At 72.0% G+C, this 23,245-nt stretch carries 25 protein-coding genes; 20 read left to right on the top strand and 5 right to left on the bottom strand.

What is annotated here, in order from left to right:
- Positions 1 to 851: 851 nt before the first annotated feature.
- The 4 genes from ACWD4U_RS23940 to ACWD4U_RS23925 form a co-directional block, all read right to left on the bottom strand.
- On the bottom strand, positions 852 to 1,772 hold the full coding sequence (locus ACWD4U_RS23940) for an FAD-dependent oxidoreductase (protein WP_363456530.1): 921 nt from the start codon (positions 1,770 to 1,772) through the stop codon (positions 852 to 854).
- Positions 1,769 to 2,353, bottom strand: coding sequence for an isochorismatase family cysteine hydrolase (locus tag ACWD4U_RS23935; RefSeq protein WP_363456533.1), 585 nt, complete (start codon positions 2,351 to 2,353; stop codon positions 1,769 to 1,771). Before ACWD4U_RS23935 ends, ACWD4U_RS23940 begins: the two co-directional genes overlap by 4 nt.
- Positions 2,350 to 3,510 (bottom strand): XRE family transcriptional regulator, encoded by a 1,161-nt coding sequence (locus ACWD4U_RS23930; protein ID WP_363456536.1) that lies wholly within the window; start codon positions 3,508 to 3,510, stop codon positions 2,350 to 2,352. Before ACWD4U_RS23930 ends, ACWD4U_RS23935 begins: the two co-directional genes overlap by 4 nt.
- 216 nt (positions 3,511 to 3,726) lie before the next feature.
- On the bottom strand, positions 3,727 to 4,494 hold the full coding sequence (locus ACWD4U_RS23925; protein ID WP_363456538.1) for a GntR family transcriptional regulator: 768 nt from the start codon (positions 4,492 to 4,494) through the stop codon (positions 3,727 to 3,729).
- A gap of 343 nt (positions 4,495 to 4,837) precedes the next feature.
- On the opposite strand from ACWD4U_RS23925, the gene ACWD4U_RS23920 reads away from it, so the two are divergent.
- The 20 genes from ACWD4U_RS23920 to ACWD4U_RS23825 all read left to right on the top strand — a co-directional run bounded on the left by ACWD4U_RS23920 (position 4,838) and on the right by ACWD4U_RS23825 (position 22,349).
- Positions 4,838 to 5,023 (top strand): hypothetical protein, encoded by a 186-nt coding sequence (locus ACWD4U_RS23920; protein WP_363456541.1) that lies wholly within the window; start codon positions 4,838 to 4,840, stop codon positions 5,021 to 5,023.
- The gene (locus ACWD4U_RS23915) at positions 5,023 to 5,316 is read left to right on the top strand and encodes a hypothetical protein (RefSeq protein WP_363456544.1); all 294 of its coding nucleotides are present in this window, start codon (positions 5,023 to 5,025) and stop codon (positions 5,314 to 5,316) included. The genes ACWD4U_RS23920 and ACWD4U_RS23915 overlap by 1 nt, the downstream gene beginning before the upstream one ends.
- An 824-nt stretch (positions 5,317 to 6,140) precedes the next feature.
- Positions 6,141 to 6,395, top strand: a complete 255-nt coding sequence (locus ACWD4U_RS23910; RefSeq protein WP_363456547.1) for a WhiB family transcriptional regulator — start codon at positions 6,141 to 6,143, stop codon at positions 6,393 to 6,395.
- The gene (locus ACWD4U_RS23905) at positions 6,395 to 6,862 is read left to right on the top strand and encodes a hypothetical protein (RefSeq protein ID WP_363456550.1); all 468 of its coding nucleotides are present in this window, start codon (positions 6,395 to 6,397) and stop codon (positions 6,860 to 6,862) included. Before ACWD4U_RS23910 ends, ACWD4U_RS23905 begins: the two co-directional genes overlap by 1 nt.
- A 61-nt stretch (positions 6,863 to 6,923) precedes the next feature.
- Complete coding sequence (locus ACWD4U_RS23900) at positions 6,924 to 7,067, top strand: hypothetical protein (RefSeq protein ID WP_363456553.1); 144 nt, start codon at positions 6,924 to 6,926, stop codon at positions 7,065 to 7,067.
- Positions 7,060 to 7,650: a hypothetical protein gene (locus ACWD4U_RS23895; protein WP_363456556.1), complete on the top strand. Its 591-nt coding sequence runs from the start codon at positions 7,060 to 7,062 to the stop codon at positions 7,648 to 7,650. Before ACWD4U_RS23900 ends, ACWD4U_RS23895 begins: the two co-directional genes overlap by 8 nt.
- Positions 7,651 to 7,652: 2 nt before the next feature.
- Positions 7,653 to 8,168, top strand: a complete 516-nt coding sequence (locus ACWD4U_RS23890; RefSeq protein WP_363456558.1) for a hypothetical protein — start codon at positions 7,653 to 7,655, stop codon at positions 8,166 to 8,168.
- Between the two features lie 89 nt (positions 8,169 to 8,257).
- A complete protein-coding gene (locus ACWD4U_RS23885) occupies positions 8,258 to 8,785 on the top strand; it encodes a hypothetical protein (protein WP_030237361.1) in 528 nt (175 codons plus the stop codon).
- Positions 8,786 to 8,910: 125 nt separating this feature from the next.
- Positions 8,911 to 11,364, top strand: coding sequence for a hypothetical protein (locus tag ACWD4U_RS23880; protein WP_363456561.1), 2,454 nt, complete (start codon positions 8,911 to 8,913; stop codon positions 11,362 to 11,364).
- A gap of 112 nt (positions 11,365 to 11,476) precedes the next feature.
- On the top strand, positions 11,477 to 13,906 hold the full coding sequence (locus ACWD4U_RS23875) for a DUF2637 domain-containing protein (protein WP_363456564.1): 2,430 nt from the start codon (positions 11,477 to 11,479) through the stop codon (positions 13,904 to 13,906).
- Positions 13,907 to 14,234: 328 nt separating this feature from the next.
- Entirely contained in the window at positions 14,235 to 14,621 is a 387-nt protein-coding gene (locus ACWD4U_RS23870; protein ID WP_363456567.1) for a hypothetical protein, read from the top strand.
- Positions 14,622 to 15,291: 670 nt separating this feature from the next.
- A complete protein-coding gene (locus ACWD4U_RS23865; RefSeq protein WP_363456570.1) occupies positions 15,292 to 15,801 on the top strand; it encodes a hypothetical protein in 510 nt (169 codons plus the stop codon).
- A 53-nt stretch (positions 15,802 to 15,854) separates the two neighbouring features.
- On the top strand, positions 15,855 to 16,889 hold the full coding sequence (locus ACWD4U_RS23860; RefSeq protein WP_363456573.1) for a hypothetical protein: 1,035 nt from the start codon (positions 15,855 to 15,857) through the stop codon (positions 16,887 to 16,889).
- A 141-nt stretch (positions 16,890 to 17,030) separates the two neighbouring features.
- On the top strand, positions 17,031 to 17,324 hold the full coding sequence (locus ACWD4U_RS23855; RefSeq protein ID WP_363456576.1) for a hypothetical protein: 294 nt from the start codon (positions 17,031 to 17,033) through the stop codon (positions 17,322 to 17,324).
- Positions 17,321 to 17,533: a hypothetical protein gene (locus ACWD4U_RS23850; RefSeq protein ID WP_363456579.1), complete on the top strand. Its 213-nt coding sequence runs from the start codon at positions 17,321 to 17,323 to the stop codon at positions 17,531 to 17,533. Before ACWD4U_RS23855 ends, ACWD4U_RS23850 begins: the two co-directional genes overlap by 4 nt.
- A 230-nt stretch (positions 17,534 to 17,763) precedes the next feature.
- Positions 17,764 to 18,309 carry a hypothetical protein gene (locus ACWD4U_RS23845; protein ID WP_363456582.1) on the top strand — a complete coding sequence of 182 codons (546 nt, stop codon included), beginning with the start codon at positions 17,764 to 17,766 and terminating at the stop codon, positions 18,307 to 18,309.
- 112 nt (positions 18,310 to 18,421) lie between these two features.
- Positions 18,422 to 19,159, top strand: coding sequence for a hypothetical protein (locus tag ACWD4U_RS23840; protein ID WP_363456584.1), 738 nt, complete (start codon positions 18,422 to 18,424; stop codon positions 19,157 to 19,159).
- Positions 19,156 to 20,007, top strand: a complete 852-nt coding sequence (locus ACWD4U_RS23835; RefSeq protein ID WP_363456586.1) for an AAA family ATPase — start codon at positions 19,156 to 19,158, stop codon at positions 20,005 to 20,007. The genes ACWD4U_RS23840 and ACWD4U_RS23835 overlap by 4 nt, the downstream gene beginning before the upstream one ends.
- A gap of 213 nt (positions 20,008 to 20,220) precedes the next feature.
- The gene (locus ACWD4U_RS23830) at positions 20,221 to 21,039 is read left to right on the top strand and encodes a hypothetical protein (protein ID WP_363456589.1); all 819 of its coding nucleotides are present in this window, start codon (positions 20,221 to 20,223) and stop codon (positions 21,037 to 21,039) included.
- Positions 21,040 to 21,128: 89 nt separating this feature from the next.
- Positions 21,129 to 22,349: a hypothetical protein gene (locus ACWD4U_RS23825; RefSeq protein WP_363456592.1), complete on the top strand. Its 1,221-nt coding sequence runs from the start codon at positions 21,129 to 21,131 to the stop codon at positions 22,347 to 22,349.
- Between the two features lie 171 nt (positions 22,350 to 22,520).
- On the opposite strand, the gene ACWD4U_RS23820 is transcribed toward ACWD4U_RS23825, so the two are convergent.
- Positions 22,521 to 23,033, bottom strand: coding sequence for a Pycsar system effector family protein (locus tag ACWD4U_RS23820; RefSeq protein ID WP_363456594.1), 513 nt, complete (start codon positions 23,031 to 23,033; stop codon positions 22,521 to 22,523).
- Positions 23,034 to 23,245 lie beyond the last annotated feature (212 nt).

The following is a 23,245-nucleotide window of genomic DNA, read 5'->3' as shown; positions in this document are numbered from 1 at the left end:
GCGGCGCACAAGCCGGATTGACGGTCCGTCGCAGAGACGGCGTTCGTCTGAAATTGGGCGGTTTCGACGGCGCGCGGGTACGGCGAAGTGGAAAACGGCAGCACGATGCTGCATCATGACCTCGTCTTCGCGAAGTTGGCGAGGGCACGCAGAAGGCCCCCGCTGGGGTCGGCTGTGGTTCTTGGGGAACCGATGAAATCGAGTCGACAGGCCCGGCAAGGCGGTCACTCGCGAGGAAGATCTGGGTGCTTCACCGGGCGGCAATCCCGGTCGACACCCGGGCGGCCCTTACCGCACAACCCTCCCGGCAAGGAGAGTCAGCGGGACGAGGCGCCGCCCCCGACGGCCTAGGTCATCTCCACCCCCACACCGGGCCGGCTGCATTCGGCAGCCGCGGCGAGACCCGCGTTCCTGACGACTCGGAGCGCGAGCGGTTCCACGCGGGCCCAGCCCGATCGGGCGTAGCGCGCGGAGATGAACCCCACCAGCTGCAGGGCAGCGTTCAGCAGGGAAGTCTTGAGGTGGAAGGCCGGGAGCGGCGATGTGCCGCACGACATCGGCCGGGTGCTGTTGCACCTGGAGCCCGTGATCCGGGTACGCTGATTCACAGCGCTACACCATCCTCGATTAGGTGTTCCGCTACGAGTCACTCGGAGCCGTCTGATCCACGGCCCCAGACTCGGGCCCCCGGCCGCCGATCCAGTGGGACTTCCAATCCCGCTCGGCGACCCCAGGGGCCTATTCTTTTTGTCCGACTTGTCTCGCCTGTCGGGGATTCCAACTCCCAATGGCGATTACAGTCAGCACCTGATCCTAAACCCAATGCTGGGCCTAGCCGCCACGCCTTTGCCTCAAGGCGTCTGGTGTGTCGGTCCAGCGCTTCCGGCTCGCTCCTCCCGGTAGTAATGGAAGAGAGCGGCGGTCCCTCCGCCTCCCCCTGCGATCAACACGCGCTGGTTCTGTTTCGCGCACAGATCGCCGGCGATGGTGATCCGCGGGTGCTGATCCGCGGGCGGGCAGTATCCGTCCGCGGTCGACACCAGGCCGGGCAACGAGGCCGGCACCGACCCCAGGTTGGCGAACACGGAGTCGACGCCGATGGCCTTCTGCCCAGCGGTGCCGGCGGGCCTGAACTCGATCTCGAACGGTCCGGCTCCCCGAACGGCTACGTGCGCCACGCGCACCAGCTCCACGCGAGGGTCATCGCGCACCTCGTGGGCCTTGTAGTCGTCCGCTGCGGGATGAAGGACCGTCAGTTTCTGGCCGAAGTCGGGGTGCGTGCGCAGCCAGGTTCCGAGAGGCCGGTCTGCTCCGACCACCACCATGTGCTGACCGGGCGCCGGGACGGGAGCTGACCACAACGCCGACAGCTCCGTCTCCGCGCTGATCCAAGCGACGTCGCTGGCCTTCGCGGCCCGCACGCCGGTAGCGACGATGAGGTGGCGGCCCGTCAGCACACCGCCGTCCGCGAGCGTGACTGCGACCTGGTCCTCGCTGGCGTTCACCGCGATGACCTCCGCCTCCTGGAACCGACAGGCGTCGCCGAGACGGGCCAGGTCGCCGATGAGAGACCTGGCGTAGCTGGGGCCGTCCGTCCAACCGCCGGGGAGGTTCTCCAGGTGGCCGATCTGCCAGAGCTTTCCGCCGGGTCGAGGCTCCGCGTCGATGAGCACGGAGGTCATCCCGATGCTGGCGGCCATGATGGCCGCGGCGCATCCGGCCGGGCCGGCACCGACGATGAGCAGCTCGGCGTCCTGCGGCGTCGCCTTCACTGGTGGTCCCCCGTGGAGTTGAGCCAGGTCATGACCCGGGAACTGGTGACGATCAAGCGCCGTCCGAGGTTGCGGCCGGCGAGTTCGAGTCCGATGTCGTGGTAGCGCGTACCGCCGGAGGAGGCGCACGCGTCGGCGACCACCCATGGGGTGATGCCGTGGTGGTAGGCCCCGACGGCGGTGTCGTACACGCAGGAGTCGGTGTCGATTCCGCAGACGACGAGGTCCGTCCATCCGGAGGTCCGGAACAGGTCGAGGACGCCGTCCGCCAGGAACAGGTTCGAGGTGGTCTTGGTGACCGCCGCTGTCGCTCGATCGGCGAGGCGCTGCAGGCCGGGTGCGAGAGCCTGCTCGGCGTCCGTGCGCAGCTTGGTCCAGCTGCTGATCTTCTCGTACGGCGAGTTCGGAGGGTTGTGGAAGGACGCCACGATCGACGCCCCGCCGGCGTCCTGCCACGCCTCCAGAAGGCCGGTGGCCACCGGGACCGCGGGCGCACTGGCCTCGTTGACGAAGCCAACCTGGACGTCGACTACGACCAGGACGGTCGAGGTCAGCGCCGCGGGGGAAGTCTGGCTACTCACGGGGCGATCTCCTTCAGGGCTTCCAGCGCGGTGGACAGCTGCTTGGGAAGGTCGCTGGTCCCCACGATCGCCTCCCGCATAGCGCGGTGCTGCGCCGTCTCCGTCGGTCCGGCCGAGGTCAGCTTGGTGAGGACGCCGCGCAGCCAGCGCCAGCCGACGGAGGGCAGCGTCTCGGGGTCCTGACCGTTCTTCACCGGGTGGAGCATGCGCAGGGAGAGCGCCCACAAGGCCTGGAGGTCGAGCTCCAAGGCGACGATGGCGCCGATCGGCAGGGCGCGCTCTGCGGGGTCCGGGTGGTAGGCGACGCCCGACCACCCGGCCACCCCGTGTGAGACACCGCCGGCGAAACGGATTGCGTCGCGGTGGCTCCACCCCTGTTCGAAGCGGTCTGCTTCGATGCCCAGCGAGACCGGCCTGAGCTCGTCCGACCGGTCGACCAGCACGGACGGCGTGGCCATCAACTGCAGCCCGGTGTCGAGGTCGCCACTGCTCCAGGGGTGGGTGCGCACCTCGTAGACCGACAGCACGTACTCCGGCTGGTCGATCGTCACCTCGCGCCCTACCAGGGTCGTTGCCAGCTCCATGACGGCCTGCTGCGTCCAGCGACGGTTTCCCGGGTACGAGGGGTAGCGCCACAGTGCCAGCTCCGTCACGGAGTTCGGCCGGAGGTTCTGCTCCAGGTGCAGGACGCCGATCCCGAAGCCGTAGACGTGCAGTCGCGCACGCCGGTCGTCCGTGTTCCCGCGAAGAGCGTGGGTGCGCTGGTCCAGCTCGGCCGGGCCGTGCGGGTGCTCGGTGCCTGCGCGGAACAGGATCTCTGCCGACGTTCCGAGCTGGACCGGGATGAACTGGTGCGACACCAGGGAGAGTTGGGGGCCGGCGCTGGGGCCCGCTTCCGACGGCAAATTCACTTCGCCGTTCTGCTGGAGTCGACGCTGGAATTCCGCGCGATCAGCAGGGGAGAGCAGGGCGACGGCGCTGTCGAGCAGCTGGGCAGTATTTGAGTTGCACATGACGCTTGCCCCCTTCTGGCGCCAGGTGACGACAGTGTTCCGCGAGATGTCGAGATGCTCGGCGAACGCGCGGTCCGACATCCTCAGCACCTGCTGGAGAGCTGATGCCTCCCGACCCGTCCACCGTTCGACGCGGGTGACCACGATTCCACTCCCTCCCCGATCTTTGTCGCTGAGTCTGCCGAAACTGATCCAGAAGTGGGCCAGAACTGGGCCACCACTGGTCCGGAGGGATCTCCCCCTCCGGTTGTGATCTCCCCATGCTTGATCCCCGGCGGCCGTTGTGGCCGGAAATAGCAGAGGGGAGGGCAAGTGCGTAGAGCTCGGTGCGTGGACTCCGGCAGCGGCCGGAGTCCGGCGTCAGCGGAGTCCGTTGAGCTCCAGGCCGTCGTAGACGAGCTCGGTCCGGCTCGGGTCGGCCGCGATCTGCAGCAGCTCGACGGGTCTGTCGTCCCCGTCGAACAGCAGGCGCTCGATCTGGACGACCAGGCTTCCGGGCGGAAGGTCGAGAAGTCCGCTTTCGGCCTTCGTCGCTTCGCGGAGGAACACGCGCTCGGAGGCGGAACCGACCAGGCCGGCTGCGGCCAGGCGGGCCAACGTGCCTCCGACGACCTTGTCGTCACCGTCGAGTCCGGCCGCGCGCGCCACGTCCACGGGGTACCAGGCCTGCTGGAGCTGCACCACCTCGTCCCCTGCCGCGGTTTCCAGAACCGCATGACGAGTACGCCCCACGACGGTGTAGCCGCGCGCCTCCGTGAGGCGCAGCTTCGCGGCCACGCTGGCCGGCGCCTCACCCTCGGACGTGGCCACCAGAAGCATCCGGCCCTCGAGGCCCTGCGCCGCGAGGGCACTTTCCCAAGGTCCGAAGCTGCCTCCCGGCTCCACGGTGCTGCCGTACCGATTGAGCCGGATCTTGATGGGACGACGGTCCCGCACGAGGTACCCGCTGCCGCGCACACCTTTCACCAGGCCCTTGCGCTTCAGCTCGCGGTAGGCGGCGCTGATCGTGGTGGTGGAGCCACGTCCAGCATCGAGCAACTGCTTCATGCTCGGAGCGGCGCTGCCCGGTTCCAACTGGGCGATCTCCGCTTCCAGCTCCTCGGCGAGTTGCTCCCACCTGGCGGCCACTCGGATACCCCCTTCGTCCACGAGCGCGTGATGTCTGTGCACAGTAGTGAACCACATCAGCAACTACTGCGCATCAGCGAAAGTTTTTACGGGCAGATGCGCATTAGCCTTGACGGGCCGATCGGCACCATGCCATGGTTGTCACGTCGCCAAGCAAGCCGGGAGTCGCAACCCGGGCAGGCTGGCGCAACGTCAGATCGCTGTGCTGGAACCGGGAGTCGCAACCCGGGGAACGCACTGCGGGCCCGGGATGTCGCACTCCCGGGCCCGCAGCCGGCGCGGGTCGCAATCCGCACCGCGGCGATCGCCATCATCCTCAACTTCACTGAGGGAGTCACTCGCCGTGAGCAACATGATGTCGCAGGTCGGCACCGCCGACCACACCGCCCCCGAGTTCGAGCCGACGGCCGCCGAACGGGCCTGGCTGGACGACCGGATCGCCGGCTGGGGCCAGAGCCAGGCCGAAATCCAGGACATCCAGGACCAGGCCGCCCAGCTCCAGGAGCAGCTGGTGGGGGGTGCGGTCTGATGGGCCTGCTCGACAGCGCGAAGTCCTACCTGGGACTCGGCTCCAGCCGGCCCTCCACCACCAGCTCGGGGACGACCACCCACACCGGCGGATCGTCGTCCGGCGGCTGGCACCGCTACGACCCGGCGGCGGCAACGGGCCAGCCGCGCGAGGTCCACCCCGCGTCCGCCGCGACCGACAAGGACGGCCAGCGCGAGTACAGCCCGGACCCGTACGGCCAGCCTGGCGCCGAGCAGCACACGGTGCGCAACTTCGGCCGCCCGTACACGGCCGAGGCCGGGGGTGCCCGATGACGCTCACCCCCGAGCCCCTGGCCAACCAAGCCGACGAAGCACTGCGCAGGGTCCGCAAGGACCCCGCCAAGGAGAACGGCGGCGGCTCCGACACCGGCTCCGGCCAGTAACTCCCCGCCAGTCCCACCTGGCAGTTCGGCTTCGCCTTCCCGCCGCCTGTCCCTCGGAACCGCCCTGGCATGTCCATGCCTCCCAGGGCGGCGCCGGGGGTGGTGCGGCGGGCCCCACGGGGCCCCGCACCTACCTCGCACCACCCCCGCACCCGGAGGGTCGGCCTGAAAACCACCCGAAGGAAGTGCCCGTTGCTTTCCCCCAACTCCATAGAGCGCCAACACAGTTAGGCCCCGACGGCCGCGAGCGTGACGCCGCCCCGGGGTGCACCACCACTCACCTTGTGACGCACGGACATTCGGCTCGGGGCCCCGCCTCCCCGTCATCCAGGCGAGCCCCACCCGGCTTCCGGCCGGGCGGGAAGCGGCCATCCCGACTCCCTGGCACGGAGGCGCGGCCGTCACGCACCCAAGCACCACCGAAGCATCGGCTGCCGCCCGGGCCCCGGTCCGGGCGGCAGCCAACTTCTCTCCAGGAAACCGGAGTTGCCCCGATCTGCCGCGAGCGGCGGGTGGGGGGAGTTCCGGAACCAACCACCGGTCTCCACCAAGCGTGACCCACCCCGCGGTCTCGGACCGCCCTGGGCCGCGCACCACGACGACTGATCTCCCGCACCGCCCCGGGCCGCTTCGGCCGCCGGGGGCAGCGGGCGCCGTCCCGCCCGGCCCGAGGCGGGAGCACATCCCGAACCCGAAGACGAAGGAGAAGTTGCCATGGACTGGCGCCACCGCGCGGTGTGCCGCGAGGAGGACCCGGAGCTGTTCTTCCCGATCGGGAACAGCGGCCCGGCCCTGCTGCAGATCGAGGAGGCCAAGGCGGCCTGCCGCCGCTGCCCGGTCATGGAGCAGTGCCTGCAGTGGGCGCTGGAGACCGGCCAGGACCACGGGGTCTGGGGCGGCATGAGCGAGGACGAGCGGCGTGCGATGAAGCGCCGCGCCGCCCGGAACCGGGCCCGGACGGCCGGCTGATGGCCGCCGCGACGAACACCGTCAGCGCCCGGATCGACCGGTTGACGGAGCGGGGGGCGAAGGCCGCCGCGCACTTCGGGCTGACCCAGCCCGACTGGGCCAAGGTCGGCCGGGAGATGCGGCGCCCGGGCCTGCGGGCCCTGACGCTGGTCGGCGCGGTCCGGCTTGTGGCCGCGGCGGCCGAGCTCGACCGCACCACCAGGAGCCAACTCGAGCGCCGGATGCTCGCCGTCGACCGGGCGGAGACCCGCCTGGTCCTGTACCTGCGCCTGTACACGCTGCCCGTCCCGGGCCGCCGCTCCGGCGGGCTGGCACCGCGGTCCGAGGTGCGCCGCTTCAAGGCCCGGCTCGACAGCCACCTGTGCGACCTGGACACCGACCGGCGGGACGAGGGCGTGGCCGCACTCGCCCGGCTGGGCCTGGGCCTGGTCAACCACCTCGTCCACGCCACCAACCTGCCCGTCTGATCTCGGCCCGGGTGCCCCGGCCCCCGGGCGCTGACCGCCCTGACCGCTTGGAGGGTGCACCGTGCTCGAGAACTCCCAGCTGTTCTGGCTCCTGCTGTCCTGCGGAGTCCCGCCGGCCCTGTGGGGCGCGGCGATAGTGCTCGACCGCCTCTACTTCACCCCCTACCTGGACCGGCTCGACCCGGAGGAGGACTGCCATGAGTGACAAGCCGATCAACCCCACCCGAGTCGAGAAGGCCGACGAGTGGGGCTCGGGGGACCAGCCGCCGCCGGGCGGCGGGGGAACGCCCCCGCCCCCGCCGCCAAGCGCCCCGCCGCCCCCGCCGCCGTCGGGGTCCGACGACCCGAACGGGTCGGAGCACCGGTGGTACGGCTCCGGCGGCGGGGGCGGCCTGGCCGCCGCCACGATCCCGAGGCAGGCCGCGCCCGCCGCCGTCCCGCCGGTTGTCCCCTCGATCAACGTCGTCCACCAGCACTTCTACGGCGCCCCGGCCGTTCCGGTCCAGGCGCCGCGGTTCTCGCTGCGGCGGGTGGTCACATCAGGCACCGAGGCTCTCCGTGCGACGGGCGGCCTGGTTCTGGTCGCCGTCGTCTACAAGGCCGACGCCGGCTACTACGAGGGTGTCTGGCTGGCGGCCGGGCTGGCCGCCGTCGGCGAACTGGTCGCGCGGCTGAAGAACCAGTACGTCGGCTGGTTGGTGCGGGTCCTGACCTACGCCGTCGTCGAGGCAAGCGTCCTGACGCCCGTCGGCCGGCACGCCGTCAGCTACCTGTTCACGGGGGTCTGACCATGGACCTGGCCGTCAGCCCCGCGCAGCTGTCCATCGGCGGACTCGCCGTTTCCGCGGGCGCCCTGCTGTTCGTCTCGATCCGCACCGTCCTGCGCTGGCGCCGCGAGGGTTTCCACTGGCGGAGCGACTGGGCAAGCCTGATCGTCTTCGCCTCCGGCCTGCTGATGGGCCTGGTGTCCGCCCTGTGCGCTGGCGGCCTGCTGGCCCTCGCCGCGCACAACGTCGCCAAGGCCACCAACAAGGTCGGCAACACCGTCACCGGCCACGGCGCCGAACACCTTCTCGCCCCGGCGCAGCCCGCCGGGCTCCAGGCCGGCGGCGGCTTCGCCGTCTTCCTCCTGCTGCTTCTGCTGGTCGTGCTGTGGCGCTGCAGCGACTCCGCGCTGCGTCGCCGGATCGTGCTCGGCGGCGTGATCGGCAGCTCCCTCGGCCTGGCCGGCGGTGTCGTCGGTGCGGCCTCGGTGACGGTGATCCCGTGGCTCAACGCCATCGGCGCGCCGTACCTCCAGAGCTGACCGTCCTTCCACCAGCTCCGCCCGGCGTCGCCCAACGGCGCTCCGGGCGGCAAAAGCCCTGCTCACTCACCCCCTGATGGGAGATCAACATGTGGAACATCCCGGCGACCGGCCTCACGATGGGTGGCCTGCTCACCGGACTGGCCATCCCGGTCATCTACCTCAGCCGTTTCGGCGCGACCCACGTCAAGAACCGCAAGGCGGCTCTGAGGAACTCCACGGAGCTCGTCCCCGTGGTGCTCGGCATGGCCTACGGCACGTTCACCACCGCCACGACCGCGGGCCTGATCGGTGCCTTCACCGGCATCGTGACCTGGCTCGGCAACGGGGCGGGGAGCCTGGCGATGTGGGGGCTGGTCGGCGGGCACACGACGCTCAACGTCCGCTCCAACCCGCTGGAGCTCGACGGCGCGGGCGGTCTCGTCCTGCTCCTGGTGAGCATCGCGATCATCGCCGCGTGGAAGCCGGTCCCTGAGCAGGCCAAGAAGCGCATGAAGTGGGGCGTGGTCTCCGGCATCCTGCTCGGCCTGTCCGCGACGCTCGGCGGCGCGGTGGCCGCGACCATCATCCCCGCCGCGAACAGCGCAGGTGCCGCGATCGTCGGCGCCATCAACTAGCAGCATCCGGCCCGGATGCCACCGGTCGCCCACGCCCCGCACCCGTTCCGACGGGACACGGGGCGTGGACGGCCGCGACCACCCGGACCAGGCCAACCCACCGCACCCCCCTTTGGAGGAGGACCGTGAGCAGCACGCCCGCGCGGATCGTGTACGACGCCGAGTTCATCGACGACGACACCGACGACCCGCAGCAGCAGAGCACCGACAACGAACAGCAGCAGCCGAGCCGGGCCACCGGGGTGCTGGCCTACCTCAACGACGGGCTGCGCCGCCAGGCGGCCACCACCCGCGCGGGCCTGCGCGTCATCCGGGAGGAGCGCGGCACCTGGCTGAAGGCCGGCAACCTGACCGACGACCACCTCCACTCCCTCTACCTCAACAGCCGCCACAAGAAGTGGAAGGACGAGCAGACGGCCGAGGTCAACCGGCTCACGGCGAAGGCCAAGGAGCTGGAGGAACAGGCCGGGAAGGTCGTCGCCGCGGTCAAGGGCGACGGCACCAACCCCAAGGAGTACCTGGAAGCCCAGAACACCGCCGGTGCGCTCCTGACCGAGGCCGCGGCGTGGCGGGCCGCCGCCCAGGAGATGGAGGAGCGTCCTTACACCGGCCACCGGCAGCCGACGGCCGCCGACCTCGCCAACCACCGGCGCCGGGTGAGTAACCGGCGCCGGTGGGCGACGGCGGCGCTCGGCCTGGTCGTCGGCTTCGCCGAGCTCGAGATCGGCGGCCTGGTGATGCCGTCGCTGACCGCCGTGGGTGTCCTGGTCGCCGCGTGGGCCAAGGGCCGACTCGACTGGCGCTCCTCCGACCCCGAGGTCAAGCCCCTCAACTACGAGCCCGATGCGCCCGCCGCCGACCAGCCCTCCGCGCAGCACGCAGCGGGTGCGGCGCGCGGCCCGCAGGCCCAGGCCGGTGCGGCATCGCCCGGACCGGGCCCGCAAGACACGGCGGCGACCGGCCCCCGGCCCGGTGCCCAGGGGCAGGCCGGGTCCGTGCCCCCGAACTTCACCAAGCCGCCCGCTCCGGAGCAGCCGGACGAATTGCCCGAGGAGGTCGTCCTGCTGAATGCGGCGCTCACCGCGGCTGGCCTGCTGCCCCCGCCGAAGCGGGGTCGGGAGCCGCTGAGCGTGCAGGTCGTCACCAGGCCCGACTACGGGATCGGCAACGGCTTCACGATGACCGTGGACCTGCCGCCCGGCGGCGGCAAGCTGGTCAAGCACGTCCTGAAGAAGCAGGACGTCGTCGCAGCCGAGCTGTCGATCCCCATCACCCAGCTCGCCATCCGCGAGGTCCCGGCCGCCGAGGGCGGCCACGGGCGCCGCATGGACGTCTGGGTGGCCGAGGAGGACCCGTACCTGGCCGTCGGCCACGCCCAGAGCGTGCTCGCCGACGCCGACTTCTGGGACTTCTGGGGCGGCGTGCCGTTCGGCCAGACGATCCTGGCCGAACGCCGCGACCTGCCGACCCAGTTCGCTGGCGGATTCACGAGCATGTTCTTCAGCGGCATGATGAGGTTCGGCAAGACGTTCGCCATGAGGATCGCCGTCGCCGCCGCGCTGCTCGACCCGGGCGTGCGGCTCTACCTGGCCAACGCCAAGCGCGGTGCGGACTGGCGCAGCGCCCGCAAGGTCGCGCACCGCTTCACCGAAGGCCTGGGCGAGCAGGAGCTGCTGCAGTTCGAGGACATGCTCGACGAGCTGACCGAGGACATGGAGCAGCGCTACGCCCATCTGGGGCAGCTGGACATCTCCCTGGTACCCGAGGGCCGCCTCACCCCGGAGCTGGCGCGCGAGCACGGCTACCCGATCCTGCTGGGCGTGATCGACGAGCTGCAGATGTACCTGCTCGCGATGACGCCCAAGCGCCGGGAGCGGGTCCTCGCCAAGCTGAAGAACCTGCTGCGCGGCGGCCCGGCGGCCGGCGTCTTCCTCATCTGCGGCACCCAGCGGCCCGACGGCGAGGAAGTGCCGACGGGATTCCGCGACATGTTCGGGGTGCGGGTCTCGGTGCGCTGCCCGGACAAGCGGAGCAGCCGGATGTGCCTGGGCGACCTGGCAAGCGACGCCGGTGCGGACGCCTCCGTGCTGACGGAGGATCACGTCGCCATCGCTGTCATCGCCGTCGGCCACCAGTGGCAGATCGTCTCCATCGACTACCTGACCAGCGTCGCGTTCGACGACGTGTGCGAGCGCGCCCGCGCGCAGCGGGAGCGGGCCGGGACGCTGTCCGGCGACGCGGCCGGCGACTTCCGGCAGCTGGAGTCCGAAGCCGTCCGCGCGGTGCGGGCCTGCCTGACCGCGCTCGACGAGCTGGACACCGACCGGGCCACGCTCGCCCTGCTCGCCCGGCACATCGGCGGCCGGGACGAGGGCGACTTCGACGAGGACCACCCCGACGCCAGCCCCGGCGAGTTCGCCGGCATCGAGGCGGACGAGCTGCGCCAGCTGCTGAAGGACGCTGGGTGCGGCAACACGACCTCGATCGGTGCGGTCGAGGGCCAGAAGAACGCCTCCGGCTACAAGCGCGAGGCCCTGGAGAAGGCGCTGGAGAAGGCCAAGGCCGCCCGCGAGAAGTAACGACGTTCGATCACATCGCTGCGGGGCCGCCCGGCCGGGCTATCGGCCGGGCGGCCCCGCCCCGTTCCCGCACCGCCCACTTCCCCGACATCCCCGAAGGGAGCGCTCCACCATGACCCCCCGCAAGTCCAACTCGCGGGCCCGCCGCGGCGGCGGGCCCACCACGCGCAGCACCCAGACCGGCGTGCAGCCGCCGGACACCGCTCCGCAGCCGACCGCGCAGCCGGACCAGGACCGGCTCGCCGCTGCTCTGGCCGAGGTCGGCCGCCAGGCCGACACCGCGGCGCAGTGGACGGCCGAGGCCGAGGCGCTGCGCGCGACGGCCGTTGACGAGGCCGAGACGCTCACCTCCCGTGCAGAGAAGGCCGCGGAGAAGCTGATCGCCGACGCGGAGGAGCACCTGGCCCGGGTCCGCGCCGACGGTGCGGCGAAGCTGGCCGAGGCCGAGCAGAGCGCCACCGCGGTGGTCACGGCGGCGGCGCAGCAGGCCGACCGGATCACCGCCGAGGCGAAGGCCGCCGGCGAGCAGATCACCGCGGAGGCCGAGCAGCAGGCGACGCAGATCCGCGCCGACGCCTCCAAGGCGGCGACCCGCGACCGCACCCACGCCCAGGAGGCGGTCAGCACCGCCGAGAACAGGGCGGAGTGGATCACCACCGGCGCCGAGAACCGGGCCGCCCAGGTGCGAGAGGCGGCAGACAAGGAAGCTGGCAAGGTCCGGGCCGACGCCCAGGAGCAGGCGGCGGCGCTGCTGGCCGACGCCCGCCGCCGCGCCGAGGAGGACCGGCAGGCGGCGCAGAAGGACGCGGACGCGATCCGCGCCCAGGCGCATGCCCTGCGGGAGGAGGCCCAGCAGGAGGTCGAGAAGGCGTCGGCCGCTGCCCGGGCCAGCCGGTCCGCGGCGGCCGACGAGGCTGACCGGATCGTCTCCGAGGCCCGACAGGACGTCCAGCAGCGGAGGGAGGTTGCCGACAAGGAGGCCGGCACCCTGCGCGAGAGGGCCGAGGACGACGCGGAGAACATCCGCGAGCAGGCCCGCAAGCAGGCCGAGCAGATCCGCGACGAAGCCGCGCGTCTGCTCGCCCAGGACAAGAAGGACACCGCCGAGGCGCTGGAGAAGGCCAGGGCGTTGGAGAAGCAGGCGCAGAAGGCGAACGACCGAGCGCACCTGGCCGAGGTCGCCGCCAAGCGGTACCTGCAGCAGGCGACCAGCCGCACCGCACGCAAGCTGGAGAACCAGCGCCTCAAGCGGGAGGCCCGCGAGGCCGAGCGCGCCGGGAAGCCCACCGTGGCCGGCCGGGTGAAGGCGTTCATCCGGGCCAACGCCGAGCGGCTGCTGGTCGTGGTGCCGATCACCGCGCCGATGGCCGTCGCCTGGACCGGCCAGGCCGGTTTCGCCCGCGACATCCTCGGGTGGATCGCGCCGTTCACGATCCTGTTCGCCGCCGCGTGGGAGCTGTCCACCGCCTTCACGGCCTGGATGTACCACCAGGCCCGCAAGAGCGGCGACGCCGGGACGCTCTACCGGGTCAGCACCTGGATCTTCGCCTCCGGCGCCGCCCTGATGAACTACTGGCACGCCAGCGCCCAGGTCGTCGGCCGCCAGTATGACTACGCCACCGGCAAGTGGGTCGACCAGATCACCTACTGGCACTTCACCCCGAAGGCGGTCTCGTTCGCCGCGATGTCGATCGTCGGCATCGTGCTGTGGGAGCTGTACGCGAGCCTGATCCACCGCAAGGCCCTGCGGGCCGCCGGCCTGGTGACCCGGGTCCGGCCCCGGATCGGTCTGATCCGCTGGCTCCGGTATCCGGCACACAGCTTCGCGGCATGGTCGCTGGCGATCACCGACGAGGCGCTGTCCACGGTCGAGCTGGCCTGGACTGCGGCGGCGAACCGGAGGGCGATGGTTCGGCGAACCGACCTCGGCGTGGTTCGCCGGTTCGTCGCGGGCGCGATCGGCGTCGGCGACTGGATGCCGGTTCGCGCGCTCGCGCCGATCCCGAACTCCACCTTGGTGCTCGCCGTCACCGGTTCGCCGAACCCGGCGAACCTGCCGCAGTTCGCGGTCCGGCTCACCCGGGCGGGTTCGCCGAACCAGTCCGCGAACCGGGCCGTCACGGCCGCGAACCGCGAACTGCCGGGGCCGCGAACCGGCGCGAACCCGAACCGGCGCGAACTCGAACCCGCGAACCGGACCGTCGGCGAACCGGCCCCGGCCGAACCGCGAACCGGACCGCAGCAGGACGAACCCGAGGCGCGAACCACTGTCGACGAAGCCGCTGCTGCTGGTTCGAACCGTCGAACCAGCGCGGCCCAGCAGATCGCTGAGCAGGAGGTTTTGCAGGTCCTCGAGCTCATCCGCGCTCACGGGCGCGACACGGTGGACCTCGCGTTCGTGATGAAGCAACTCGGCATGAAGAAGACCACGGCGCACCACCGCCTCGCCGAGGCCCGCCGCCAGTTCGACAGCGGCCAGGTCCAGCAGACGGCCGCGAACCAGTCCCCGGCGAACCGCGAACCGGCTTTGGCGAACCGCTGACCGTCCGAACCGGCCTCCCGCGAACCGCGAACCGGCCCTGGCGAACCGCGCTGGCGAACTGAACCGGCCTCCGGCGAACCGCGAACCGGCTTTGGCGAACCGCTGACCGTCCGAACCGGCCTCCGGAGAACCGCGAACCGGTCCCCGGCGAACCGCGCTGACGAAGTGAACCGCGAACCACGCGGTCCGGCCCCGGGATGAACGAAGCACCCCGGGGCCGGTGGGCAGCAACTGCCCAGCGGGCCGGTCTCGTCCCCGGCCCGCCCCAATCGTCCCGCACGGCGAACCGCGCGGGCACCACCCCGAACCGATGAAGGAGCGCCACCGCATGTCCGGCGACAACCTGCAGAGAATGACCAACGCAGCCGAACTGTCCCTCGTCACCGTCGAGGGCATCATCACCGAGTTCAGCGGGCGCTACCCCCGCGAACTCGTCCTGACCGACGCCTCCGGCAGCCTGACCATCGTCGTCAACGGCAGCTGCCAGGGCGGCACGGCGGCCAACGACCGCACCGACCTCGTCGGCACCTACGCCGTCGTCGCCGGCCGGCGAGAGGACCGCGGTCAGGTCCTCGCCTCCATCATCGAGATCCCCGCGGCCTCCGTGGCGCGCGAGCTGCTCATCCCGGCGACCCTCCCCGAAGGGGCCCTTTCCGTCCTCGCGGCGACCGTCAAGGCCCCGTTGGCCCTCCCGAGCGGCAACAACAATCCGTAGCGATCGGCCCTCGCCGTAGGGCACGGAGTCATGGCGGTGCTTCCGCCCCGGAGGTGTTCGGGGCGGGAGCACCGCCACGCTCGGGCTCCACCCGGCCGACCCCGCCCTCCAGCCCGATTCCTCGACAACCGGGTCTCCCGGCAGGTGGCTTCGAAGATCCACCATCCCGAAGACAGAATCACGGAAAGTCACCCATCTTCCTCGAGTTCCCCCGTCGGCCGATCAGGCGTCGACCGCCTCATGCCTGCGGCCGGCGGCACCGCACCGGAACTTCGCCCGAGCCGGGGACGAGCCGACTGTGGCCGGCGCGAGAGCCACCCCAGGTATCCCGCCTCCCCATACCTGCTCCGCCTGCTAACCCGCAGGTCAAAGGACATGCAGATCTGCTCTTGGGCTGCTCGGCACCTGCTCGGCGAACCCGGCCGGCCAGTGCCCGCGAGCAGGCGCTGAGCAGCCCCAGAGCAGGCCGTGAGCAGCCTCCGGCCAGGCTCCGGCACCGCTCCACGCGGGACACGGGGCACCCGGGGGAGATCTGCCAGCACCTCCTGGAATGTCACTGAACGTCACCAGATTCCCAGGCCCCGGGGCCACCCTCCGAGCCCGGGTACGAGGCGCCGCAAGGACCCTCGACCACTCGCCCATCCGATCCCGAAGGACCACTGCCGCCGCCATGACCGACCCGCCGCCCGCCCGGACCGCCGTACTCGACCAGGTCGAAGCCGCACTGCGCGACATCACAAACAGTTACCGAAACACCCAGCGCCCGCTGTGGAACGCGACCCGCACCACCGTCCGCAACGGGTCGGTCTTCTGGCGCTGGGCCCTGTTCGAGTTCGGCACGCGCCAGCAGCGCCGGACCGCCGAGCGGACGCGCTGGCGCGACCGCCCCACCTGGCTGGCCGGCCGCCTCGCCGCGCTCACCGCCTACACCGCCTTCGCCCTCGCGTACTTCGACCTCAACACCCGCGGCAGCCGAGCCGACATCGGCACGGCCATCACCGTCGCCGCCGGCTGGCTGCTCGCCCACCACCTGCTGCGTACGGCAGCCGCCCGGCACTCCGTAGCGCTGCGCTGGGTCCGCCTCACCGGCAGGACCTGGCCGCTCGCCGCCGTCCTCACCGCCGTCGTCGAAGCCCGCCTGTGGCCCGACGGCTTCCTCGCCGGAGTGCTCGGCACCTGAGCAGTCCGGCACCCGAACCACCCTCAACCACCACCACCGTGAACGGAACCGTCATGTCCATTGCCCTCACCGTCGCCACCGCCCTTGCCACCCGCGCCGCCGACCTCGCCCAGCGCCAATCGCCCAGCGCCTTCACCATCGGCATCGACTTCGACCAGGTCATCCACGACGACTTCGACGGATGGCGCGAAGGCGCCATCTACGGGCCGCCGATCCACGGCGCGATCGAGGCCCTCGACCGGCTCCTCCGGGCCGGTTGGAGCCTGTTCGTGATGACGGCCCGCCACCCCCGGCAGCATGAGGCCATCGCCCAGTGGCTGCGCCAGCGCCTCGACTGGGAGGTGATCGTCGACGACCAGGACCCCGAGCGCGCCTACTGGCACGGCCCCGAACTGCTCGTCAGCTCCCGGAAGTTCGGCGCCCTGGCCTACATCGACGACAAGGGCCTGACGTTCCACAGCTGGGAGACGGTGCTGGACGGCCTGCCCGACCGACCCGACACCTCCGCCTGGGCGTCCGGCACCGAGGCCGCCCCCGCCGCCGCGGACACCACCGTGCCCGACTGGTTCGCCGACGCGGACGCGGCCTACTGCCAGCAGCGCGTGGACCAGGACGTCGACACCTACACCGCCCTTCGGCACCAGGCCGACCAGATCAACGCCCTGCTCGACAAGCTCGGCGTCACCCCCGTCCGGCGCGCCGAGGTCGGCCGGGGCCTGTTCCTGGTGCCCGCCCTGCTGCTCGAAGCCGCGGAAGACGGCGACGGAAACGAGGTCCAGGCCACCTGGGACAGCGGCTTCGAGCACGTCGCGCTCGCCGTCCGGGAAGCCGAGGACCTGCCCAACGGCACCGCGCGGATCGTCGGAGCCCTCTGCGACCTGGCGGACATCGCCAAGGCCCGCTACGCCCCCGCCCCGCCGGCCCGCCCCGACGCCGGGATGGACCCGCTCGCCATCGCGCTCGCGGCGCTCGCCCGCCGCGTCGACCCCGACTGCCTCTCGGCGGACGCCCACGCCGTCACCACCGCCCTTCACGGGCTGACCGCCGCGATCGTCCTGGCCACTGGCAGCGCCGGCACCCGGGTCTGATTCGGCCGGGCGATCACGCTGCCCGTCACCTCCCCGGCCCAGCAGATCGGGTCGGCCGGTGGACGTGACGGGCGGCGCGGCCGTCCGGCCGGATCAGACCCGCTGCCCGTCAGGGGAGCGGCATCAGGAAGGAAGAACAACATGGGTCTCCACTGGGGCACCATGACCGGCCACGTGAGCTGTAGCGGCAGCCAGGCCTTCGCCGAGGCGCTGCGCTCGGCCGGAGTCGGCGACAGCGTCACCGTCGAGAGGTTCCTGACCGCCCTCGGAAGCGACTGGAAGGGCGACCACTTCTTCTTCAGCGCCGGCGAGGCGGGGGAGATCCGGGACGTGGTCCGCGAGGTCCGGCTCGGCACCGAGTGGAGCGGCCTGCTCGAATCGCTGGCGATGGACGCCCAGCAGGCCGTCGACTCCGGCGGCTGGAGGATCGAGTGACCCCCGCCGACCGGGGCGCAGCAGGAGACGAGCCCGCCGCCGACCCGCTCGCGGCCCGGGCCGAAGAAGCGGAGGAGCGGGGCCAGTTCAGGGAGGCTGCCCGCCTCTACGACGAACTCGCCCAGCGCCGCCGGGCCGAGTACGGCCCGTACGATCCGCGGACCCTGGACGCCTTCGAGGCGCTGGCCCGTGTGATCGCCGGTGACTAGCAGACCGAACGGACGCCCCGCTCGTCACCTCGCCGGCGCCGGCAGCGGGCTCGAGCGGCGCATCGCGGCGGGCGCGGGGCCTCACCACCGATGACGGCTGGGCCGCCGCCGCGTCTTGACGGAGTTCGGTCGCCGCGCCGACTCGCAGCCCGCCACGCGGCGCCGCCGTTCGGTCGTCCAGTCGGCCGGGCGGCGGTGCCGCGCCCTTCGACACCAGCCCGGAGATGTTGATGACTGCCGCTACCGAACCGTCCCAGCGCGCTGACCTGGTCGGCGACGAGAGCACCGAGTGGGCGCTGTGGATGAGCGCCACCGGCCAGCACCGGCCGATGCCCGACCAGGGCACCGCCCTGATCACCGCCGCCCAGCACGCCGCGCTCGCCGCGTTCACCGTTGCCGGGGACGGCGGCGGCCCGGTGGGGCACGCCGTCGTCCTGCATCACGGCCGCGTGTGGGTGCCCGAGTACCGGATCTCCATTGGCGCGGTGAGGCCGCGGTTGTCCTGGTCGGCTCACTGCACCGTGTGCGGGCGGGAGTTCGAGGACGAGGACTACTGCGGCTGGACCAGCGTCGACACGAGCATCCAGGTTGCCGTCGCGGGCGGCTGGAGCGAGCCCGTGCCCGGCCGGCCGGTCTGCGGTGCGGAGGACCGCGCGCACGCCGCCGCCCGCACTGGCGGGTCCGGTCTGCCCCCGGTCCCGCCGGTCCCCGGCCAGGTCCCGCTTCCCGGCCTGCCCCCCGCCACTCCCGCTCGCCTGCTGCAGCCGCAGCCCTGACCCACCGCATCGCCCCGCCGCCGCCTTACCGCTCCGCCCGGGCGCCGTCGGAGGACCCGACAGCTCACCACCCGACACCCGGCACTCAGCGCCGGACTACCCGAGGAACCCCATGAACCCCAACCACCGCGCCGCCCCGCAGCACCCGCTGCCGCCTGGCGACGACGTCCACACCTACTTCCACCTGTCCTACGCCGACTCCCTGGTCCTGCGCAGGGCGTTCCTGGAGGCCATGCCGCCCGGCTGGCAGGCGCTGTTCGTGCAGCTCCTGCGCGAGTACGACGAGGCGTTCGCGCACCTGCCCCAGCCCGAGGCCTACAAGGTCACCGCCGCGACCGAGCACATCGTCGGCGAGCTCGGCGACACCCAGCTGGCCGCCGCCGGAATCACCTGCGACCGCTACGGCGGTCTGACCCCGCCCACGGACCTGGACCCGGAGGAACGGGACGCCTGGGAGGACGAACACCGACTCCCCGAGGCGGTCTACCACCAGGACGGCGTTGATCTCGACCCGCACAGCCGGGTCCTGCTCCCCGCCCCCGACCCGGTCCCCCACTACCGCACCGGCCCCCGACCCACCCCCCAGGCTCCGGAGTCCGACCTGCTCCTGCTGGACGAGGCGCACCGACTCCTCGCCTACGAGGGCCTCGCCCGGGCCAACAGCGCCCTCACCGCCGCCAGCAGCGCCCTCGGCGCCCACCTCATCCAGGGCGTGCCTCCGGGGACGGTACGGAACCTGCTCGACCTCGCCCGCGCCACGGCCGCCGTCGGCCTTCGACTGGAGGGCACCGACTACCCGCGCGCCCACGTCCTCGCCCAGCTGGCCACCGGTACGGAGGCGCAGCGGTGATCGGGACGAAGGAGGCACTGGCCGCGTTCGGCCTGCCTGACCCCAGCCTGGTGCTGATCATCGGCTGCGCCGGCTCCGGCAAGTCGGCCCTGGCCGGAGCGTTCGACGGCGACGACGTGCTCGGCTCCGACCGGCTGCGCGGCCTGGTCTCCGGAGACCGCGGTAACCAGCTGGCCGACCTGCCCGCGTGGACCCACCTGCACTCCCTGCTGGAGGAGCGGATGCTGCGTTCCCTCAGCACGGTGGTGGACGCCACCAACGCGGTCAGGGAGCACCGGGCCGAGCTGATCTGCCGGGCGCAGCAGCGCGGTGTGCCGGTGGCCGCGATCGTGGCGGACACGCCGCTGGTGGTGGCGCTGGCGCGCAATGCGCGTCGGCCGCCCGGGCCGAGGGTGCCCGAGGCCGTTGTCGTCCAGCAGCACGAGCAGATCACCGCCGCGCTGACGGACCTGAAGACCGAGGGGATCGACCACGTCCGTACCCTCTCCTCGCTCCCGCTGCTGACCGTCCTGCTGCGCCGCAATGCGGCGGGGGAGGGGAATCCGGCGGAGGTGGACGTTGAGGCCCGGCACGTGTTCGGGGCGGATCTCGCCCGCCTGTTCGTCTGGGAGGAGCGGAACCGCGACGGCATCACCCTGGGCCGCCTGTCCCTGGGGAGCGAGGGGCTGGAGCTGCGGCACCGGGCGGGCGGCGAGCCGGGCGACGGCGGGTTCGAGGCGCTGGCGAACTGCGAAGCGGGGTGCCCCGATCCGGCCTGGGTGCCCGTACGGGGTGCGGGCGACCTGCTTGCCGTACACGAGGGCGCGCCCCGCGACGAGCCGCGCTGCGAAGTGTGCCACCCCTTCTGACCAGCAGTGGGACCGCCATCAAGGTGTGCGAGCCCATCACCTTGACGGCCTGTTGGGCTCCCCGACTGGGGAGCCCAACAGGCCGTTGCCCAGTCGTTATTCCGCGCGCTCCCGGCATCAAGCGATCCGTCAAGGAGTGCGGGGTTCACTGCGTCGCCCGCTCGCACCCGAGGCCGGCCGCGAGCACAACCAGAACGTGAGGAGCACCCACCGATGAGCACCGAGGCCTTCGCTGCACCCGAGGCCACCCTCCCGATCGACGCCACCGACGGCGACCCGCAGGACATCGCTGACACCCTCGCCGTCATGGCCGCCTGCTGCGCGCCGTTCGACGTCGTCGTCGCCGGGCAGCGCATTCGCTACCGGCCCGAGACGAACCTGCTGGCCGAGGCCCTCGCCCAGGCCGCCGCCCGCGAGGCCTACCCGGACAACCCGTCCGTGCCCCGCCTGTCCAAGCAGGCGGCCATCGCCTACCACCTGTGGATGCAGAGCGACCTCGCCGACCGCCGCCACCCCGGCATCGTCGCCGCGGAGACCCTGCACGACCGGCAGTTCGAGGCGGCACTGTTCGAGGCGGTGATGCTCGACATCGTCGCCCTGCAGTCCGGGACGGACATCCACAGCCCGACCGAGTGCGCCCGCATTGCCAACCAGCTGCGCAGGTTGCTGAACCTGCCCCTGCTCGACCACTTTGAGGTCCGCGCGTGGCTGCGGGGCGCCTACGCGGACTGGCTCCGCAACGGCCCTCACCGAGTCGACTGCCCCGGCGGCTGCTTCGGCTCCGGACAGGTGATGGCGGTCATGGTCTGGCAGGAGGAGGGCCTGGTCCCGCTGCACGAAGAGCCGGTGGACTGCCGGCGCGGCGTCCCGACGCCCGGCCACGGCCCGGACTGCATCTGCCTGGGCTCCGGCTTCATCCGCGAGCGAGGCGAGCGGGTCCTGTGCCTCGGGCCCGTCGACGACACCGCCACCGCGCCGATCTCCCCGCAGCACGCCACCGAGCACCCCCTCGGTGGCGAGCTGCCCCGCTGAACCGGGCCTGCTCGACACCGAACCGCGGCGTCGTCTTTCGGCGCCGACGCCCACCCCAGCCGTGACTCATCGTCAGGAGTGATCTACAGATGGAAATCAAAATTGTCGTTCCGCAGGTCCAGCAGGCCCGTTACGCGGCGCCGCGGGTCGCCGTCACGCCGGTGGTCGAGGTGATCTCGTCGGTCTCGGTCAGCTACCCGAGCTTTGCCCCCGGTCACTACCAGCAGATCCTGCTGGACACCCGGACCGGCGAGCTGCGCTTCTTCGAAAGCACCGAGCACCTGGAGCCCTGGAACCCGGCCTGGACGGCCGCCAACGACGTCCCCCGCGAGACGTGGCGGCGGTGGCACCCCGGCACGCTCTTCTCCGGCCGGGGGCCGCACATGTGGTTCCAGCCGGTGCCGGACCTGCTGGCCTGGGTCATCGACTCCGGCGTCAAGGAGCTGCCCTACCTCGGCGTCCAGGACGCGAACCGGCTGCTGGAGGAACTCGCCCCGCACGCCCAGGCCCTCCTGGACGGCCTCTTCCAGGCCGGCGGGGAACTGGACTGGTCGGCTACGGCTGCCCGGGCCGGGCGCACCATCGGCCGCCTGTGCGACCGGCACCACCGGGCCCAGCCCGCGACAGCGGACGCGGACGCCGATCTGGTCGACTACGCCGAGATCGTGGCCCGCTTCCCCGAGGTCTACCGCCCGGGAGTACTCGGAGCCGGACGGAAGCGGCTGGCCGACGGGTGCGAGGGCATCACGCGCTTCCTGGGCTGCAACGAGCACTGGCACCCGGAGATCAAGAAGGTCTTCGGCCGCACGGCCGATGACGGGACCTACGTCTACCTCGACGTCCTGGGGGTGCGGTCCTGGTACCGGACGGTGCTTCTGGGAGGCGACCCGCGCCCCGCCGTGGAGTTCGCGGACTGGGACTCCGAGCACAGCGCCCTCGCCGACAGCGGCATCACCTCGATGACCACCGACGCCGGGCTCGCATCCTGGTCCGAGCGCGTGACCACCCGCGCCGGGAGCGCCGGCATCAACCTCCTCGGTGCGCTGGAAGCCGCCCACGCTCACCGGACCGTCCTGCGGGAACAGGAATGGAACCGCCTGGCGGTGACCGGAGCCGACATCGCCGAGATGAAGGCCGAAGCGGTGCACGGCGCCGACATCAAGGCGTTGGAGGCCGAGCAGGCGGTGCTCATCGGTCGCGCGATCTCGTGGGGCCGTACCGACAGCTCGATCGCCCGCCGGGCCCGGACCAGCGAGCAGACCGTCACCAGCCTCCGCAGCAAGGCCGCCGGGAGCCCCGAGGCGGTCTGACTACCTGTGTCGTGCCTCCGAACAACTTGGGCATGCTCAACGAGCGAACGCGGGCGGCGAGATCCGCCGCGCTCGCCGAGAGCGAGCCCCGTCACCTTGACGGCCTGGGGGGCTCCCCAATTGGGGAGCCCCCCAGGCCGTTGCCAGTCGTCCGCGTCCGGTGGCGGTGGGTCAGATCAGCCCTGCGGGGAGGGCGAGTGCCAGGAGCACCAGCGAGACGACGGTGATATCCACTGCGCGGCGCAGCAGGACGTACTTCGCGCGGGCGATGCCCGCCAGGGCGAGGATGCGGCCCGCGGGGTCGGGTGTCGCGAGGTCCGCGTCGAGGCTGGCGCGGTCGCATCCGGCCCAGTGGACCCAGGTGCCGGGCGCGGCGGGTGCCAGGCGGGGGCGGACGACGGTGAGGGCGAGGGTCATGGCGAGGACCAAGCCTCCACCGCCGGCGACCACGAGGGCGGTGGCGAGCGGCGAGAGGTCGTGTCCGGGCACGACGGCAACGAGGACAGCGAAGGGCAGGGCCAGGGCCGTCAACAGGGCACCGGCCTTCCCGTCCGTCCTGGCCACTTCGGCGGTGACGGCCTTGTCGGCGGCGGCGTACTGGGCGGCGGTGGCGCCCGGCGCCGACGGCTGCCCGAGGTTGTCGGCCGCGTCGGGGGCGGCCTGCGTACAAGTCGTGGGCTGCATGGTTCCCTCCCTAGGTGCCCGCCGCCAGAGCGGCGGGGCAAGGGCGCGCCGACGGTCGGCCCGCCCGGTTCGCCTCCGGCCAGCCACCGACCGAAGGGTGTGCGCCTGACAGATGTTCAGGCGGTATCTGGTGGCGATCCCTTGCGGGTCCGCCGACAGGGGGTGTGACGATGGGCGGTGGCTCCGGGGCCGATTCGAGCGGCCCCCGGGCC

The organism is Kitasatospora sp. NPDC002522, from assembly GCF_053595195.1.
The sequence above is the reverse complement of the archived record's forward strand: the minus strand, read 5'-3'. Positions and strand labels throughout refer to the sequence as shown.

Coding starts and splice junctions, on each gene's coding strand:
- ACWD4U_RS23825 (WP_363456592.1), top strand. CDS start 21,129: ATGGAAATCAAAATTGTCGTTCCGCAGGTCCAGCAGGCCCGTTACGCG.
- ACWD4U_RS23865 (WP_363456570.1), top strand. CDS start 15,292: ATGACCGACCCGCCGCCCGCCCGGACCGCCGTACTCGACCAGGTCGAA.
- ACWD4U_RS23905 (WP_363456550.1), top strand. CDS start 6,395: ATGGCCGCCGCGACGAACACCGTCAGCGCCCGGATCGACCGGTTGACG.
- ACWD4U_RS23855 (WP_363456576.1), top strand. CDS start 17,031: ATGGGTCTCCACTGGGGCACCATGACCGGCCACGTGAGCTGTAGCGGC.
- ACWD4U_RS23885 (WP_030237361.1), top strand. CDS start 8,258: ATGTGGAACATCCCGGCGACCGGCCTCACGATGGGTGGCCTGCTCACC.
- ACWD4U_RS23820 (WP_363456594.1), bottom strand. CDS start 23,033: ATGCAGCCCACGACTTGTACGCAGGCCGCCCCCGACGCGGCCGACAAC.
- ACWD4U_RS23875 (WP_363456564.1), top strand. CDS start 11,477: ATGACCCCCCGCAAGTCCAACTCGCGGGCCCGCCGCGGCGGCGGGCCC.
- ACWD4U_RS23890 (WP_363456558.1), top strand. CDS start 7,653: ATGGACCTGGCCGTCAGCCCCGCGCAGCTGTCCATCGGCGGACTCGCC.
- ACWD4U_RS23845 (WP_363456582.1), top strand. CDS start 17,764: ATGACTGCCGCTACCGAACCGTCCCAGCGCGCTGACCTGGTCGGCGAC.
- ACWD4U_RS23840 (WP_363456584.1), top strand. CDS start 18,422: ATGAACCCCAACCACCGCGCCGCCCCGCAGCACCCGCTGCCGCCTGGC.
- ACWD4U_RS23910 (WP_363456547.1), top strand. CDS start 6,141: ATGGACTGGCGCCACCGCGCGGTGTGCCGCGAGGAGGACCCGGAGCTG.
- ACWD4U_RS23830 (WP_363456589.1), top strand. CDS start 20,221: ATGAGCACCGAGGCCTTCGCTGCACCCGAGGCCACCCTCCCGATCGAC.
- ACWD4U_RS23915 (WP_363456544.1), top strand. CDS start 5,023: ATGGGCCTGCTCGACAGCGCGAAGTCCTACCTGGGACTCGGCTCCAGC.
- ACWD4U_RS23895 (WP_363456556.1), top strand. CDS start 7,060: ATGAGTGACAAGCCGATCAACCCCACCCGAGTCGAGAAGGCCGACGAG.
- ACWD4U_RS23860 (WP_363456573.1), top strand. CDS start 15,855: ATGTCCATTGCCCTCACCGTCGCCACCGCCCTTGCCACCCGCGCCGCC.
- ACWD4U_RS23870 (WP_363456567.1), top strand. CDS start 14,235: ATGTCCGGCGACAACCTGCAGAGAATGACCAACGCAGCCGAACTGTCC.